Annotated in this window: 14 protein-coding genes and 1 pseudogene; 6 read left to right on the top strand and 9 right to left on the bottom strand. The window is 53.0% G+C overall.

Going from position 1 to position 15,387, the window contains the following annotated elements; translation table 11 throughout:
• Positions 1 to 118: 118 nt before the first annotated feature.
• Complete coding sequence (locus F1728_RS07495; protein ID WP_155363591.1) at positions 119 to 1,585, bottom strand: PAS domain S-box protein; 1,467 nt, start codon at positions 1,583 to 1,585, stop codon at positions 119 to 121.
• Positions 1,586 to 2,268: 683 nt separating this feature from the next.
• Between F1728_RS07495 and F1728_RS07490 the strand changes: the two genes are divergently transcribed.
• The 3 genes from F1728_RS07490 (at position 2,269) to F1728_RS07480 (ending at position 3,582) form a co-directional block, all read left to right on the top strand.
• A complete protein-coding gene (locus tag F1728_RS07490) occupies positions 2,269 to 2,484 on the top strand; it encodes a carbon storage regulator (RefSeq protein WP_145181471.1) in 216 nt (71 codons plus the stop codon).
• Positions 2,485 to 2,764: 280 nt separating this feature from the next.
• Positions 2,765 to 3,256, top strand: a complete 492-nt coding sequence (locus tag F1728_RS07485; protein ID WP_194242727.1) for an Hsp20/alpha crystallin family protein — start codon at positions 2,765 to 2,767, stop codon at positions 3,254 to 3,256.
• Between the two features lie 56 nt (positions 3,257 to 3,312).
• A complete protein-coding gene (locus F1728_RS07480; RefSeq protein WP_187781832.1) occupies positions 3,313 to 3,582 on the top strand; it encodes a BON domain-containing protein in 270 nt (89 codons plus the stop codon).
• 140 nt (positions 3,583 to 3,722) lie between these two features.
• Here the strand turns inward: F1728_RS07480 and F1728_RS07475 are convergent, their stop codons facing one another.
• Complete coding sequence (locus tag F1728_RS07475; RefSeq protein ID WP_194242726.1) at positions 3,723 to 4,157, bottom strand: rhodanese-like domain-containing protein; 435 nt, start codon at positions 4,155 to 4,157, stop codon at positions 3,723 to 3,725.
• Between the two features lie 276 nt (positions 4,158 to 4,433).
• Positions 4,434 to 5,099 (bottom strand): response regulator, encoded by a 666-nt coding sequence (locus F1728_RS07470; RefSeq protein WP_149336985.1) that lies wholly within the window; start codon positions 5,097 to 5,099, stop codon positions 4,434 to 4,436.
• 309 nt (positions 5,100 to 5,408) lie between these two features.
• Here F1728_RS07470 and F1728_RS07465 point away from each other — a divergent pair, with 309 nt between their 5' ends.
• Positions 5,409 to 6,611 carry an aminotransferase class V-fold PLP-dependent enzyme gene (locus F1728_RS07465; protein WP_155363587.1) on the top strand — a complete coding sequence of 401 codons (1,203 nt, stop codon included), beginning with the start codon at positions 5,409 to 5,411 and terminating at the stop codon, positions 6,609 to 6,611.
• Positions 6,612 to 6,629: 18 nt separating this feature from the next.
• On the opposite strand, the gene F1728_RS07460 is transcribed toward F1728_RS07465, so the two are convergent.
• Positions 6,630 to 7,871, bottom strand: a complete 1,242-nt coding sequence (locus tag F1728_RS07460) for a hypothetical protein (RefSeq protein WP_155363586.1) — start codon at positions 7,869 to 7,871, stop codon at positions 6,630 to 6,632.
• 263 nt (positions 7,872 to 8,134) lie between these two features.
• Between F1728_RS07460 and F1728_RS07455 the strand changes: the two genes are divergently transcribed.
• On the top strand, positions 8,135 to 9,742 hold the full coding sequence (locus tag F1728_RS07455; protein WP_155363585.1) for a protein adenylyltransferase SelO: 1,608 nt from the start codon (positions 8,135 to 8,137) through the stop codon (positions 9,740 to 9,742).
• A gap of 4 nt (positions 9,743 to 9,746) precedes the next feature.
• On the opposite strand, the gene F1728_RS07450 is transcribed toward F1728_RS07455, so the two are convergent.
• The gene (locus F1728_RS07450) at positions 9,747 to 10,157 is read right to left on the bottom strand and encodes a methionine-R-sulfoxide reductase (RefSeq protein ID WP_155363584.1); all 411 of its coding nucleotides are present in this window, start codon (positions 10,155 to 10,157) and stop codon (positions 9,747 to 9,749) included.
• Between the two features lie 28 nt (positions 10,158 to 10,185).
• Entirely contained in the window at positions 10,186 to 11,271 is a 1,086-nt protein-coding gene (locus F1728_RS07445; protein ID WP_155363583.1) for a class I SAM-dependent methyltransferase, read from the bottom strand.
• A gap of 398 nt (positions 11,272 to 11,669) precedes the next feature.
• Between F1728_RS07445 and F1728_RS07440 the strand changes: the two genes are divergently transcribed.
• On the top strand, positions 11,670 to 12,134 hold the full coding sequence (locus F1728_RS07440; RefSeq protein WP_155363582.1) for a hypothetical protein: 465 nt from the start codon (positions 11,670 to 11,672) through the stop codon (positions 12,132 to 12,134).
• A gap of 33 nt (positions 12,135 to 12,167) precedes the next feature.
• Here F1728_RS07440 and F1728_RS07435 read toward each other — a convergent pair whose 3' ends face one another.
• The 3 genes and pseudogenes from F1728_RS07435 to F1728_RS07425 form a co-directional block, all read right to left on the bottom strand.
• Positions 12,168 to 13,724 (bottom strand): hypothetical protein, encoded by a 1,557-nt coding sequence (locus F1728_RS07435; protein WP_155363581.1) that lies wholly within the window; start codon positions 13,722 to 13,724, stop codon positions 12,168 to 12,170.
• A gap of 279 nt (positions 13,725 to 14,003) precedes the next feature.
• Positions 14,004 to 14,422 (bottom strand): annotated as a pseudogene (locus tag F1728_RS32525) (Appr-1-p processing protein).
• 56 nt (positions 14,423 to 14,478) lie between these two features.
• Complete coding sequence (locus F1728_RS07425; RefSeq protein WP_155363580.1) at positions 14,479 to 15,342, bottom strand: substrate-binding periplasmic protein; 864 nt, start codon at positions 15,340 to 15,342, stop codon at positions 14,479 to 14,481.
• Positions 15,343 to 15,387: the final 45 nt, after the last annotated feature.

The raw sequence follows: 15,387 nt of genomic DNA, 5'->3' as shown, positions 1-15,387 counted from the left end.
GTGCGTCGGCGGTGAACTGACCATTTCAGACTCTCACTCAATCATAGACAAAAATAGCGTTCAGACTATAGTGTGTTTGTTCACTTTTGCAGTTTCCGGGTAAGACAATGAATTCCTGTCAGGATTCTCCCGACAAGGCTGCGTTTTCAATCGGGGTCAGTGAGGTGATAATTCGGGCAACGGTTCCCTGTCCTCGTGTGGACTCGAGACGGAATTTTCCGTTGATGAGTGAGAGCCGGAATTCAATATTGCTGAGGCCAATTCCGCTGGCATCGGAAATCTGGTGATCGAGCTGTTCTGTATCGAAGCCTACTCCCTGATCGGAGACGACAATCTCAATTTTGTTCTCAGGCAGCAGGCTCATGCAGACACGTGCTTCGGTGGTTTCAGAATGTTTGACGACGTTAAACAGCAGTTCGCGAATGCATTCATATAAGGCGACTTTGATTGTATCTTGTTGTGGTTCCGCCTGGCGGTCGAGGTCGAGTGTGACGTTCAGGTTGTAGCGTTCCTGCATGTTGTGTGACAGCCATTCCAGTGCAGTGACCAGGCCTTCTTCGTGCAGAACGACCGGGTTGAGTTCCGCGGTCAGGGAACGTGTGATTTCAATTCCCTGGTTGAGCAGTTCATCGGCGCGGGTCAAAGTCTGGCGGATGAATTCATCAGTAGTGTCATTTTTAGCGATATCCAGGTGGATGCGGACTCCTACGAGAACCTGCTGGAGGTGGTCATGGAGGATGTCTGCCAGTTGTCGTCGTTCCTGCTGGGCTGCGACGGCGACGGCTCGGGTGAGATCGGCCTGTTTCTGTTCCGCCTGTTTCCGTTCACTGATATCCCCAATGATCCCGGCGAAGAGGCCGAACTGGGGCAGGTCTGTAACGGAGATCTCGATGGGAAACAGGCTGCCGTCACGTCGTCGCGCCATCAGTTCCCGACGCGAGCCAATGATTGAGGCCTGTCCTGTTTCCAGATAACGGGTGAGATACCGGTCATGCACAGCCCGGATGGCATCGGGAGTGAGCACGCTGACGTTCTGGTTGATGATTTCATGTGCCTGGTAACCAAACATTTTTTCGGCAGCCGGGTTGAATGATTGAATCAGACCGCTGCGATTGATGGTAATGACTGCCTCAATGGCGGTTTCCACGATCGCTTTGAGTTCGGCCTGTGTCTGCAGGAGTTCGCTGGAAACGCTTTGGTTTTGCAGGATCCGTTTAATCGAGGACCGAAACAGATCCGGATCGATGGGTTTGACGAAATAATCGGCGACACCAGTGCGAAAGGCGAGAATCATGTTTTCGATGCGGGTCCGGGAAGTGATGACCAGCAGCTCGGCTGACGGGGCCAGTTGTTTTATTCGGGGGAGCACCTCTTCGATGCTGCCATCGGGCAGGTCGTGTTCCAGTATGATCAGAAAATAATCCGACCACCGTTTACGGTCGAAGAGTTGAGCTACTGTCTCTGCTATATCAACCGGATAACCGTCTTCTGCAAGAATCTGCAGCAGACTGTCGCGGGATGAGGGATCGGGTTCGACCAGCAGAATCGGCGATCCCTGGGGCTGGAGAGCGGCTCCTGCTGACATGCTGGATTCCTGTTTCAAGGGGCCTCCTGTTCGGTATCAAACTCTATTCTACGGTAACCGTTCCCCAGATGTGTGTAAAGAATCTGTGAAGAAGATTGCATGTGCATACAACAACCTGGGGGTTTCCCCCAGCCCAGAATGGTCAGTTTTCCGATTACCGCTGATTACACAGTTTTGTAATGTACCCACTACAGGATGTGTTATGCTCTGGCTCGTTTCGTCCTGGCGAGTGGGGAGAACAAGAAAAACAGTCAGCCATCGGGCCTGAACCTGACTGATTTCGCTTTTCTCTGAGAGTCTCAGGCAGGGATGTGAGTAACTAAGGAAATTCGTGCCTTTGTCACACTCTCTTGAGAGGAAAGATATTATGCGAACGACATGTAGTTGGCCACAGCCGGCTGATTTGAAACAACGGTCACGCTTTCAGGTAAATCCGGAAATAACGGAGCGAGTCGAATACGACCTGAGCGAGATTGCCGGACTGGAGAATCAGCAGATTCAAAAGATGAGTCATCAGGAACTGGAGGGAATTGTTAGCGCAGCGCGCTCGATGGTCCTGAACACACGCTGTCCCAACCGACTGTCTCACTTTGATCAGTCTACCCTTAAACGACTGGTTTATCTGGCCCGATACTGCTGCCAGAACCAGCGAGCCCGTACTCCAATTTCAGGGAATGAAAGCCATGCTTGTCTTAACACGCAAAAAAAATGAAGAGATTTGTATCAATGATGATATCGTGTTGACTGTGCTGCGGATTCAAGGGGGGAAAGTCAGAATCGGTATTAAATGCCCTGCAAAAATTCCGATTCGCCGCAGTGAAGTGCAGGTGGAAATGCTGGGTGAGGATGAATGTCTGTTAGAAGAACCCCTGATGACGGCAGAGCACCTGGTCGTTTGAAGTCCGGTACGGCTCTTGTTTCAGGCCCGTTCAGGTCTGACGATATGACGATAGATCAAATTGCTGACTCAGGGAATTCCTGAGGCCTACTGGAGGGACGCCCGGCGGGAATGATCTGCAATTTGCCCGATTTATTTGTCGGGAAATATAAATTAGCATCTCAATCATAACGATCGGTGGCAGGGATAACTGGTAAGTTGATTGGCACTCGGAACTCTGCCATAGAGTGAACAATGCCGACAGACATCAGTCACAATTTCATTTCAGCAGGAGAATGAATATGACAACTTCACCAGAATTAAAAGGGACAGTGATGCGGGCGAATCAGTCAGTGCCTGGGGGCAGTTCATTCCCGGGCAGAGCTCCCTTCGGAGATCTGAGAAGTGAGATGGAGAAGCTGTTAAATACCATATCCGGGGCGGGAGGCATTACGACGGCTGGCTTGAATGCAGCCTTGGACATATCAGAAACGGAAGATGCTGTCGAAGTCCGCATGGACGTACCCGGAATTGAGCCCGATGAGATCGAAGTGGAAGTCGTGGGAGAACTATTAAGAATCACAGGTGAGCGGAAAGCTGGGCAAGAAGAAAAAGGGAAGACCTGGCACCGGGTTGAGCGTTCTGTCGGCAGCTTCGCACGGTCGATTAAGCTGCCCTGTGAGGTCGAAAGTGAGCACATAGAAGCCAACTGTGAACGGGGGGTATTGACGATCGTGCTGCCCAAATCGCAATTTAATAAGCCACGTAAAATTCAGGTGAAACCCAAATCCTGAAGCGAATCCATACATAATACTTTCCAGGACTCATTCGACAAACTAAGGAGGGCAGCGTGAAACTGCAGGGAGAAATAAAAACAGAATTGTTTTCCAATTCGGATCATCAACTCGTGGCACAGGTGAAACGTGTCTTGCAGTCTTCGGGCTATGCTTCCCTGGCGAAAGTCAGGGTGTTTGCTGAGGAGGGGAAAGTCTGTCTGGAAGGAGAAGTCCCAACCTATTTCATGAAACAACTGGCCCAGACACGTGTACTGCCGATTGAGGGCGTCAGACGGCTGACAAATGAACTCAACGTGGACCGCCAGTACCACCATTTTACCTGAACAATCTCAGCGGGGCCTCTGTCTGCTCCGCCAGGCAGACATCAGTCACGTTGCAAACTCCTGACTTCACCCGGGAGTTTGTAGCGTGACTGTTTTCATTTCATGTGAGACCTCAGCACATCTCTTCACAGTGCCTCTGGTCAGAGCTGCAGAAGATCAAACAGGGGGGCCTGGGACAGCGAGAGCAGAAACAGGAATCGCTGCTCTTTGTCGGCCTGTTCAATTTGCAGTGAGTCACGTACGGCTGGCCCCTGTTCAACAGGTAGCAGAGCCGCTTTCCAGTCGACTTTGCCGGGTTCATAATGGAAGAGGTTTTCATATCCCAGTTCGCCGAGTCGTTGCAGAGCCTGACTGGCGATCGGACATTCAAAGTTCATTCCATAAATGACGATGGTTTGTGATTTGTCCGGGCAGAGTGCAGAGACTTCACTGTTGAAACGATGGTCGAACGGGGCATTGATGGCCCCCCTGATGTGATATTCCTTGTAAGAATTTTGGGGTAGTACATCCAGAAGCAGCAAGCTGGGGCAAGATGCCAGTAGTTGCTGAAGATCATTTCTACCAATTGTGGTCATGGCCTGCATTCTTTACTCTTGAAACGTCTCTTGGAGGTGGAGCTCATGCTGAGATGGCAATGTGCTCGGACTCGAAGTTATCTTCGGACTGTGAGTATTTTAATCCAGGTCCGGGATGTCCTGCTATCAGGCAATCAGGAGTATAGGTCTGGGGGGAATTTCCGACGCTGCCATCAGGAATTACCCCAGGCAGATTTCCACGGGATCTGCAACAACAAGGGGATGTGAATGTAAAGACGCCGATGTCTGAGAATAATTCTCCCTGTCGCGGAAGAACTATTTCTTTTCCAAGACCCACTGAATCGCATTACGGATCAATTCCGTTGCATTATCGAGGTTCAGCTTGTGTTTGATGTTTTCCCGATAGGTTTCGACGGTTTTGGGGCTCAGGTTCAGTTTTTCGGCGATCTGGCGTGTCGTCTCTCCCAGGCCGATCTGTTCGAATACTTCCAGTTCACGATCGGAGAGCGTTTCAATGGGAGACTCTTCGCTATAATTTTCTGATCCAATGGAACGGCAGATCATGCGTTCTGTAATTTCGGAGCTGAGAAAAACTTTTCCCGAGAGTACCCGATGGATGGCGGTGACCAGTTGCTCGGGGGCTTGCTGCTTATTGACAAAGCCCAGAGCGCCGGCTCGGATACAACGTTCGGCGAACAGGTTTTCGTCGTGCATGGAGACGGCGAGCATTTTGATCTGCTTGAACTGGGCCTTAATATCCTTGATCAACTCCAGTCCACTGCCATCTTTCAGAGAGATGTCAACGATTACCAGATCGGGCGGATCGTTCATGATCTGATTCAGGGCGACGGATTTACTGTCAGCTTCAGCGCAGACCTGCAGATTGCCTTCACGTTCGATCAATCGGGAATAGCCTTCCCTGACAATCGGATGATCGTCCACAATCATGATCCGGGTTTTAGACTGAGTCGTATTTTCCATTCAGAGGCCCCTGATTCCCAGTTGACTGACCAGAAAAACATCTGCGACTGGTTGCGGAACCGTCGGTTTCAATACAGACGATCTGGCGTCATATATGAATTATACAATCCCGAAAACTGCTTCGATAGATCATCTCTGGTTTCTATCCTGTGATTTCGTTGTCTGTTAAAATGGTTGATACTACTTGTTCGTACAGTCCCGTGCATCAGTCGTGAAAATATTCTGAATATTGCTTTATTGCGGTGAGAGGCGTCGGGGCAACCGATTTGAGTTTACTCGAGTTTTCAGTCCGAAGAGAAAGCAACGCTGATGAGTGTTTACCGGGAACTGGGAGTGGAACCGATTATCAATGCCTGTGGCAGTGTGACCCGACTGGGGGGCGCGCCAATGCCCCCAGAAGTGCTCGAGGCGTTTCACCAGGGGGCACAAGAGTGGGTGCCCCTGGAACAGCTGCAGGCCGCTGCGTCAAAAAAAATTGCCGCCCAGACCGGAACAGAAGCGGGGCTGGTGACCTCCGGTGCCGCGGGCGCTTTGACACTGGGGACCGCGGCGATTCTGGCGGGGCACAATCTCAGACGGATAGAACAGCTGCCTCACTGTGATGAGTTTCCTCACGAATTCATCATCGCACGGGAACAACGCAGTGGCTACGACCATGCGATTCGGGCGGCAGGAGCCCGGCTGGTCGAGGTTGGTTTCAATGAGATCGTTTCGAATGCGGGAGTCCGGCGGACAGAAGCCTGGGAATATGCAGCGGCGATTACAGAGCGGACTGCGGGCATCGTCTATGTGCATGCAGCGGACTCTGCGCCGGGGCTGAGCGAAGTGGTTGAGGTGGCGCACGAACATGGACTACCCGTGATCGTTGATGCCGCCGGGGAGCTGCCACCTCGCGAGAATCTGCGGGAGATCGCTGCGACCGGAGCCGACCTCGTCGCCTTCAGTGGAGGAAAGGCGATCCGCGGACCACAGTCCACTGGGCTATTGTGTGGTAAACGCGACCTGATCTCTTCCGCTGCTCTACAGATGCTGGACATGGACGATCATTATGAACTCTGGTCGCCGGCGGAAGGGCTGATTGATGCCACCCAACTGAAAGGCCTGCCACGGCATGGGATTGGCAGGGCGCTCAAGGTCTCCAAGGAAGAGATTATCGCAGTCCTGACGGCCCTCGATCTGTTTGCCTCCGGAGCGTACGACGCGCAGAACCTGGAGTATCGCAGCTGGTTAGAAAAAGTGGCAGAGGAAGTGGCAGAGGAAGTGGAGTTAGCCGATGTTCGTGCGTCGTGTTACCTGGTGATTCCGGAAAATCCACAGCGCTGGCCGATCCTGGAAATTCAGGTGGAAGACCGTGATGCCTTTGAGGTCTGCCGCAAGTTACGGGAAGGGAAGCCGCCGATTTACGTCGGACACGCGCGTCTGTACGAAGGAATTCTGACGATCAATCCGTTGTGCCTGCAGGCTGAACAGGTCAGCGTTCTGGCCCGGAGACTCTGCGAAGAACTGAAATAAGATGCGGGGTAAATTCACTCAGGTCTTCTGGTTCGCATACGGCCAGCGGACTGCTTCGTAGTCGATGGCCAGTTGCGGTGTCTCTATGCGTTTGCCTCCTGCTGCCAGACTATGCATGACCGTGTCCAGAACCCCAGTGGTGAGCAGTGTGCGCTCGACCGGGTAAGCGGGCTGGCCTGTGTGAATCATGTGCTCAATGGCCTTCAGCAGGTAGGCGAAGTGCCCGAACGGGGGATCCAGTTCAAGCTTGATCCAGGTGGCCCGCGGCTGGTTCTCACCCTTCAATTTGACGGCGACCGCGTAATGCCGACCGAGTCGGTTGACCATCGCGACGGTACTTTTTAATCCATCCTGATGTTCAAGGAAGTAGAATGCACTGTCGTCTTTGAGAATCTCTTCCCACTTGCCTTTCGCGACATTAGGTATCACGGCCAGGGCGGCTTTAAGCATTTCGCGATTCCATTTTCCTGCCTGCTCAGCTTCCCAGATCTGTTTGCCCTGTGCGGTTTCGACTGCAGTGACGCCGGTAGAGCCCTGACGATGTTCGATCAGGCACTGCTGTGCTTCCAGGGCGTGAAAGCCGTGCGCTTCGAAATTACCGCGGCCTATTGTCAGTACCGATTCGATTTCGCAGTTTTCAGGAAGTGTCAGTGTAGGGTGCCGCCAGGCAACCGGTAGTGAGGAGCCTGCCATCAGGGTAAAGCCCATCTCGCGCGATGTGTCGACTATATCTTTCGCATCCTCCCAGCGATAGCCGAGGTGCTTGTCATTGTAGACAGGGACCGATTTACGACACTTTTTGAACGTGGCGGTGGTTGCATCGAAGAACTGCTTACGGGGATACATGTGTTGTTTCGTGGTGGGGGTGTAAGGGTAGTCGCCATGCTCGCCAACGATTAAGACCCCAGCTACCTGTACCTGCTGTGTTCCCAGCGTGATTGCTTCCTCGATTGTGTCTGTGATGGGAAATCCATATTTTCGTGACAGAGCGCGACTCATGTCTCGCTGGGGAACCTGATCGGTATAGAGGGCCGCCAGTTTCAAATAGGGGCCCGGACCTCCCTGTTGCTGGAATCCTTCCAGGATTTTGCCTACCAGGACATCGGCGTGTGAATTGGGCGTGTATTCGGTCACGATGGCTGCGACTGGAAGCTGCGGGCGTGATTTCGATTCCGCAGCGAAGGCATTGCCTGAGAGGAGCAGGGGGAGTGATGTTGCTGATGCCTGTTGCAGCCAGTGACGGCGATTCATGAGAGTCATGGCGGACCTCCTGAAATCTGGTTTGCAGAGGGTGGATCACTCTGAGGCGGAGTGATGGGGATGGATCAAGGATGGTTTATGTTAACTATGGCGGATTCACTACTGGTATGCAAGATCATTCGAGAAATCCCGACGCCTGATGTTTTATGGTCTGACGTTATTAAAGCAAAAGTGCTTGGTATTGTATCGCGACTCTCGATCACCGGCTTCTGGTAAAATATCCCCGGGTTTTCGTTTCGAGTGCAGAGTGCTAAAATAATAGTATGAACAGTCAAAAAATGATCCAGAGTCTGGAAGAGCTTGAGTTTGATAACCAGTTTACACGTGCGCTGCCCGCGGACCCTGAGGCGAAGAATTATCGCAGGCAGGTGAGTGAGGCCTGTTATTCGCGTGTGTCTCCCACCAGCGTCCGGGAGCCACAGCTTGTGGCCTATTCGCGAGAGATGGCCGACATCTTGGGGCTTTCACCGGAAGCGGTCGAGACACCGGAGTTTGCTCAGGTTTTTGCCGGGAATAAGCTGCTGAAGGGGATGGATCCGTTTGCCATGTGTTACGGCGGACACCAGTTCGGCAACTGGGCCGGTCAGCTGGGGGATGGACGGGCGATTAATCTGGGTGAAGTGGTCAACCCGCAGGGCGAACACTGGACGCTGCAACTGAAAGGAGCGGGGCCGACTCCCTATTCCCGCATGGCGGATGGCCTGGCGGTGCTGAGGTCATCGGTGCGCGAATTTCTGTGCAGCGAAGCCATGCATCACCTGGGAGTGCCTACCACACGGGCACTCAGCCTGGTACTCACAGGCGAAGAAGTGCAGCGGGACATGTTTTATGACGGCAATCCCCAGATGGAGCCCGGGGCGGTGGTCTGTCGTGTTGCGCCATCTTTTCTACGGTTCGGCAATTACCAGCTGTTTGCCGCACGGGGTGAAATTGAGACATTGAAAAAACTGGTGGACTATACGATTCAAACCGATTTCCCCGGTCTCGGAGATCCGGGACGAGATACTTACCTGGCCTGGTTTGAGGAGGTCTGCCGCCGGACCGCAGATATGATCATTCACTGGATGCGCGTCGGTTTCGTGCATGGCGTGATGAACACCGATAACATGTCGGTCCTGGGGTTGACCATCGATTACGGCCCCTATGGCTGGCTGGAAGATTTCGATCCGAACTGGACACCCAATACTACCGATGCTTCAGGTCGGCGCTATCGCTTCGGTAACCAGCCGCAGATTGCACTGTGGAACCTGGTACAGTTTGCGAATGCACTCTATCCACTGATCGAAGAAGTCGAACCGCTGCAAGAGGCTTTGGATCAATATGCCGACCGCTTCCAAAAGGGCTGGCAGCAGATGATGGTCGAGAAACTCGGGCTGACTTCGTTTCAGGCCGATGAAGATGTGTCGTTGATCGAATCATTGCAGGAAGTCCTGCAACTGGTGGAAACCGACATGACGATTTTCTTCCGTAGACTGGCGCTGTTGGAGACAGACGCGGATCTAGATGATGAGACGCTGCTCGCTCCACTTCGGGATGCTTATTATGCTCCCGAGAAGGTAACAGGCGACATTCAGAAGCAAATCTGCGACTGGTTGCGGCGTTATCAGAATCGCCTGCAACAGGATGGAACCGAACCAGCAGAACGCCGTACGCGGATGAATGAGATCAATCCGAAGTATGTGTTACGGAATTACCTCGCACAGATAGCCATCGATAAAGCCGAAGAAGGGGATTTTTCCCTGGTCAATGAATTACTGGATGTGTTGCGGCATCCGTATGATGAACAGCCCGGTCGCGAACAGTATGCGGAGAAGCGACCGGAGTGGGCGCGGAATCGTCCCGGCTGTTCGATGCTGTCCTGCAGTTCCTGATCGCTCAGGCGTTTTCGGCTTTCACGACCGGGGGAAGAGGCTCGCCAGCGGGGATGAATTTCATTGAGATGGAATTCACGCAGTGCCGGGTATTTTTATCGGTCATTCGCTCGCCGAGGAAGACGTGTCCCAGGTGTCCTCCGCAGTTGTGACAGACGATTTCGGTGCGCATGCCGTCGGGGTCGGGGAAGCGATCGACGGCGTCAGGCAGTTCATCATCGAAACTGGGCCAGCCGCAGTGGCTCTCGAATTTATCGGCACTCTGGTAGAGCGGGGCGTTGCAGCGTCGACAGATGAAGGTGCCTTCCGCTTTGAGATCGGTGTATTCTCCCACAAATGGACGTTCTGTCCCCTTGTGCAGAATGACGTATTCTTCTTCGGGAGTCAGTTTATTATATGCTGGTTCAGAAGACATGAGATCCTTCCTGTCTGATGGTCGTTGGTCAAAGTCGTGTCAGCAGAGCGGCGATCGAAATGAAGTGAAATTCATACCGTTCGGGGTTGTCTGCCAGTAGTTGTTCAATTCGCTGGTATATTTTATCGACGATCTGTTCTGCGACCAACTCTGCAGGCAAGGCTGCCGCCAGCACCGGTTCCGTAAATGCCCGCAGGAAGCCGGTATAACTTTTTGCCCACGCTTTGCGATCTCCTGAGCGGGCAAATTCGTTATTGAACGGGACCGGGGCATTGATGTCGGCGAGGTGTTCCATTCGAAATGCAGACGCCAGCTCCGGAATCTGTTCGATGGGGGCAGCAAGTTCCTGTGTACTGCGATAATAGGCCGGGAACAGAAAATCTTCATAGAACGTCTGTGGTAACAGATCGGCTTCCACAAAGTCAAGCAGGGCGTCACTCAGCACATCGCAGATCCCATGACCGGTAGAGTGGTTCTCATTTCGTCCGAAGACCTGCACCAGCAGTTTACCACCGGGGACCAGTTCTGCGGCCCGGGCAGAATAAAACTCACATAGATCTTGATGGGCCTGCTGCTGGAAGGGCTGCAGTTCCTCAGGAGTGACCGAGACTCCCTCTCGAGACGCGCGAGGATTGGGTTGCATTGCCAGAATGAAGTGGGGAAGTCGCGCTTGCGGCTTATTTTCAAAAAAGCCGATGGCATTGAACGTCGTTGCCACGTGCAGACTGCGCGGTGGCACCAGCCTGCCGAAAGCCGATCCACCTATGGCAGCGGTATAGACATCTGGGGCGGTGAGTGCGGGAGTCTGATCGGGAAACAGGTTCAGGAACAGCTGGTTGAAGTCATTTGTGGGCAGATCATCGAACAGGGCCCAGACAGGCAAGTCGGTGTGTTGACGTAAGACAGCGACAACCCGGTTCATCGTGTAGATGGCGTTGGCACCTTCCGAGGAGCCGATGTCGAGTACGTTCCAACTGGACTGACTTTCCGTCGGTGCGGGCAGGTCGGCGATCGCTGCTTCCAGCCAGGGGAGAAACGAATCCGAAGCGGAACGCTGTTCGCGAGAGTTGGCATCATAATAGCCGCCCCCTTTCATTCCGGTTGTCGCTGGCATCGGCTGATCTCCTGGCTGAGGGGATGATTGAGAAACTCAGATTGGTCTTTTCAGTTTATCTCAGGCAGAATTCAGAATCCATCACCAGCCGGCCCGTATTGGGATGATTCATTGAGACCTAAATCATTTTCCCCGTAGTGACTTTTGGAGCTGGAAGTGTACAGAATTGAAAATGTGAATGATGTTTATAAAGGTGCTCTCTGTCTGCGAAACAAAAGATTTTTTTGACGACTGAGAGCGGGAATGGTAAATTATTGACTGCTACAGCAAGCGTTCTTATTTCATTTCTCTTTGATTGGTCTCGCTGAATAAAACAGGAGTTGCCTACGGAACATCAATCAATCCAGTAACAGGGCGATCGCCTTTCTGCAGTTCGTTCGCCCGCTAAAGGAGTTTTTATGAACAGAAAACAGACAAGCCTTGTGGTCGATGGTGCATTAGAAGAGATTTCCGCACTGGAATATATTCTGCTTGGCGACTTATTGGATTTACTGGATGAAGCAGATGGCGATGCCGCCGCCTGGAAATGGATCTCGAAAGTGCTCGACACGCTTTTGTCCGCGATGCCTCGCGAATTCGAGTTGCAGGACGAAGGTGGTTACCTGGAAGAGGTACTGGAAGAACAGCCGAACTGGCAGGGACAAGTCAGAGACCTTTATCAGGAACGCTGTGAGCTCCTGCGGAAGCTGAATCAGCTGCGGACCCGGATGCGTGATTCACAGCCTCTGCAGAAAATGCAACAGATTGCCAGTGAATTGCGTGATGAACTACGCGACTGGATTACCAGCTACATCGCTCACCAGCGACACGAACGCCGGATTGTTCAGGACGCGTTCAACAGCGATTTCGGTGTTGGCGATTGAGGTGTTTCTCCACAGTAAGAGGTGGTTTTACAATCAGCTATTGATCTTTAATAAACCACAGGCTTCGGCATAACCGGGAGAAGGTTTGCCGTATTCACTGGCAGTCACTCGAGCGAGAGCTACAAGTTGGCGCCAGCGGAATGCCGGTCGTGTATTCTGGAACTCCTCTTTCACTGTGCAGTAATATTTTTCTGCGTGTAACGCACCGTCTTCGCTGGTGGCGTATCTTAATAACAGATCAAATGCCGGACGGGCGTTGTGGCCCTGCGCTCCATACTGATGTATCACCGCTGCAGCGCGGAACTGGTCCTGATTTCGAATGGCTGCTTCTGCTTCCTGAAGCAGCTGTTTCGGATTTCGGGATGTGATCTGTTCGAGTTGATCCTGGAGCGGATAGGGTAATTCATTCAGTTTACTGTTATATCTGCCGACCGCGGTATGATAGGCTCCGACGATCAGGCTGGCGATCGTGTTTCGTTTGTTACTGACCCGGGCGATATTTCGCCAGGCATTGGCGGAGTCTGATGCGTGTACTCCCACAGAATCACCGTGCACACTGCCGAGAGGCTTATCGGGAAAAGCTTTGGTGCGTCCCTGATCGTGCAGGACGAGTGCATTCGACGCCAGTGAGATGGCTTCCCCCACGGCTTCTGGATCAAAGCCTTCCGCCAGGGCGGCAGCGGCTGCCTCGGCAGCCTGTTCCGGATTACTGCGGTAGATCGTTCGCGCCAGCGAATCCACCCAGGAATCATCGGCTTTTCTATTTCCGAGTGGTTTACTGAGCAAACTGTACTGGTCAAGGAGCATCGGCAGCACGATGCGAATTTTAGAAGGCGGGCGATTATACTTCTGGAGATTCTGTTCCGAATTCACGCAGAACCGGACTGACTGACGCAGTAGTGTGTGTGCGTGTTGCTGTCCTGCCAGTTCAAGCATCGCCCAGGCACGCCAGGACAACACAACACGGTGGACGTTGAGTTCATCCTGAATGGTATATTGTAATTCGTTGAATGTTTCATCAACCGGACCCTGTGCAAGAGCGGCGAACGTTCCTTCTGCCTGGTCGTAGTCAGCGCTGCGGGTGGCTGTCTGCAGGAGTGGGCCTCCAGCGCTGTTGGGAGGAAGCGTTAACGGCTCCACCGGGTGGAGAATTTCATGATGCTGGCTGTCCGTGTCCTGAATTTGCGCCGTGTTGCGATAGAGGACTTTCAAGACGGGAAGGGGTTTGAGTTCCGTGGGTAATTCCCGGGTCATCTGGTAGGCGGGTGCCAGGGCCATGAAGGTATGAAAGCCGATATAATCCTGACCCCCGAACGAGCGGGCATTCGCAAGCGCTGCTGCTGAGACCAATGTCTGTAGATCGGTACCTGAGTTCAGTTTACTGACCAGCATTGTCTGCAGTTTGTTGAGAGGCGTTTCCTGCAGGGCTGAGACCAGTGGTTCCAGTTCGCCGAAAGTGAGCTTGGCGGCCTCTTCACCTGCGAAAGTGGAAGAAATTCCCAAGTCCAGTGCGAGTGACGAACCGACGCTACCAATCAGCATTCCCCGTCCAATGTCTGCGAGAAACTCGCGGCGCGTGTTGGCTTTCATTTTACCTCTCCTGTGAATTTACGGATCGAAAATGTCAGACCTCATTTCTGCTTCCCATACAACCAGAATTGTGAGTGTGCATGAGCGCTCTTTCTATCAATCAATATATCAGCGAAGTGAGAAATCTTTTTCACAATTCCAAAGGTTTGTGTTCGGATTTCTATTCTTTTCTGCTGGTGTGCAAAAGTGTATGCTGTTTAGAGGAGCATGGCTCTGGGGCTGATGGGAAAACGCTATCCGGCGTAAGCGTAATTAGCTGCTGGAATTCCGCTGACTGGTTTACGTGCCGAAGTCATAGATGAAGACTTCGATTCCGGCGGCGCAGAGCGTCTGCTGGATTAATGGTTCGATCTGATTCCACTTGCCGCCGGCCAGGCCGCAGCCGATGCGGGGCATGTGGACGGAGGCGGAGAGTTCTCCCGCTTTGTCAGCGACTGTCGCCAGGCATTGTTCAATGGCCGGGTAGCGCACCGGGGGCCTTTGCTGCCGGTCTTCATGCCGCGCTGACCGATCATGTTGGCGATCCAGATGTATTTCTCGACATTCACAAACTGCACTTCGCCCAGACCGAAACTGTTCTTGGCGCGTTCACGGTGCCACAGGCGGTATTCGGCTTCGGGTTCCGGCCAGCGTTTACTGATTGCCAGTACGAAGCCTTTGCCCCAGCCGCCCAGATCATTGCAGATGTGGGCAATGATCTTGTTTCCCTACGATTGCGGCTGAGTGGCGTCTCCCTGCAGGTAAGTGATTTCGGTCACGGTTTCGATTTCTGGTCACAGATGGTGCCGGGCAGGTCGATATTATACTTTTTGAGCAGCTTCGCGTATTCTCCGCTCTGACAGAGTTTCTGCAGGCCGGCGTTGAAGGCATCCCGCACGGAGGGTTCTTCGAAGTTGGCTTTGAAGTATGTGGTCTGCGGGAAGATGGCATGGTATTCGACTTCGTCCAGCTTGTGGCCGGTGGCCTGACTGATGGCGTTGAAGATCGCTTTGTCGATGACGATGACAGCGGCTTTGTCTTCCCAGAACTGTTTGACCTGCTGACCCTGGTCGGCGACTTCAACGTAGTTCTTTCTCTGGGGGGCGTCCGGTGAGAACATTTTTTCGAATTCCGGACCGAGTTCGCGGTACGCATCTTGCCAGGTGAGAACCTTGTGATCGGCCAGATCGGCGACCTTTTCGATTTTAAGCTTCGCTGATTTTTTGGTGATGGCGGCGTTCGTGAAGTCGATGAAATTATCGGAGTAGAAAATGCCTTCCACGTCTTTGAACTGCTGTACGCCCAGAGCGAGATCGGCCTGATCTTCGGCGACCGCAGCCTGCAGTTTCGCGTAGGGCATCTGAATGAAGTTAAGCTTGTAGTCAGGCAGTGCCTGGGTGGCGATATCGACCTCGATGCCTGTTGTGGCGTTCTGCATCACGTAAGGAGCGATGTCCGTACTGATGGCGACATTCAGCTGCTGTTTTTCCGAGCCGGCATCCGGTTCGGGGATGATTTCTGTCTCGGCGGTAATCCCGGGCTCTTCCTGCTGGGGCGCAGGCGTTGATTTTTGACAGGCGGTCAGGCACATCGCGAGCAGCATCAAACCAGCGGCAGTAGACAGTCGGCATCCATTCATCTTTGTTTCTCCTGAGTGAAGGGGGATTTTGCTGGAGTATAATGC

Source organism: Gimesia benthica (assembly GCF_009720525.1).
GTDB classification, from domain to species: domain Bacteria; phylum Planctomycetota; class Planctomycetia; order Planctomycetales; family Planctomycetaceae; genus Gimesia; species Gimesia benthica.
Note: the sequence above shows the minus strand (reverse complement) of the source record. Positions and strands in the feature narration are given on the sequence as shown.

What these genes read in the sequence shown, in the direction of transcription:
- F1728_RS07440 (WP_155363582.1), top strand. Translation starts at nt 11,670, where the DNA reads ATGAACAGAAAACAGACAAGCCTTGTGGTCGATGGTGCATTAGAAGAG.
- F1728_RS07435 (WP_155363581.1), bottom strand. Translation starts at nt 13,724, where the DNA reads ATGAAAGCCAACACGCGCCGCGAGTTTCTCGCAGACATTGGACGGGGA.
- F1728_RS07485 (WP_194242727.1), top strand. Translation starts at nt 2,765, where the DNA reads ATGACAACTTCACCAGAATTAAAAGGGACAGTGATGCGGGCGAATCAG.
- F1728_RS07450 (WP_155363584.1), bottom strand. Translation starts at nt 10,157, where the DNA reads ATGTCTTCTGAACCAGCATATAATAAACTGACTCCCGAAGAAGAATAC.
- F1728_RS07470 (WP_149336985.1), bottom strand. Translation starts at nt 5,099, where the DNA reads ATGGAAAATACGACTCAGTCTAAAACCCGGATCATGATTGTGGACGAT.
- F1728_RS07490 (WP_145181471.1), top strand. Translation starts at nt 2,269, where the DNA reads ATGCTTGTCTTAACACGCAAAAAAAATGAAGAGATTTGTATCAATGAT.
- F1728_RS07445 (WP_155363583.1), bottom strand. Translation starts at nt 11,271, where the DNA reads ATGCCAGCGACAACCGGAATGAAAGGGGGCGGCTATTATGATGCCAAC.
- F1728_RS07460 (WP_155363586.1), bottom strand. Translation starts at nt 7,871, where the DNA reads ATGACTCTCATGAATCGCCGTCACTGGCTGCAACAGGCATCAGCAACA.
- F1728_RS07465 (WP_155363587.1), top strand. Translation starts at nt 5,409, where the DNA reads ATGAGTGTTTACCGGGAACTGGGAGTGGAACCGATTATCAATGCCTGT.
- F1728_RS07495 (WP_155363591.1), bottom strand. Translation starts at nt 1,585, where the DNA reads ATGTCAGCAGGAGCCGCTCTCCAGCCCCAGGGATCGCCGATTCTGCTG.
- F1728_RS07425 (WP_155363580.1), bottom strand. Translation starts at nt 15,342, where the DNA reads ATGAATGGATGCCGACTGTCTACTGCCGCTGGTTTGATGCTGCTCGCG.
- F1728_RS07475 (WP_194242726.1), bottom strand. Translation starts at nt 4,157, where the DNA reads ATGACCACAATTGGTAGAAATGATCTTCAGCAACTACTGGCATCTTGC.
- F1728_RS07455 (WP_155363585.1), top strand. Translation starts at nt 8,135, where the DNA reads ATGAACAGTCAAAAAATGATCCAGAGTCTGGAAGAGCTTGAGTTTGAT.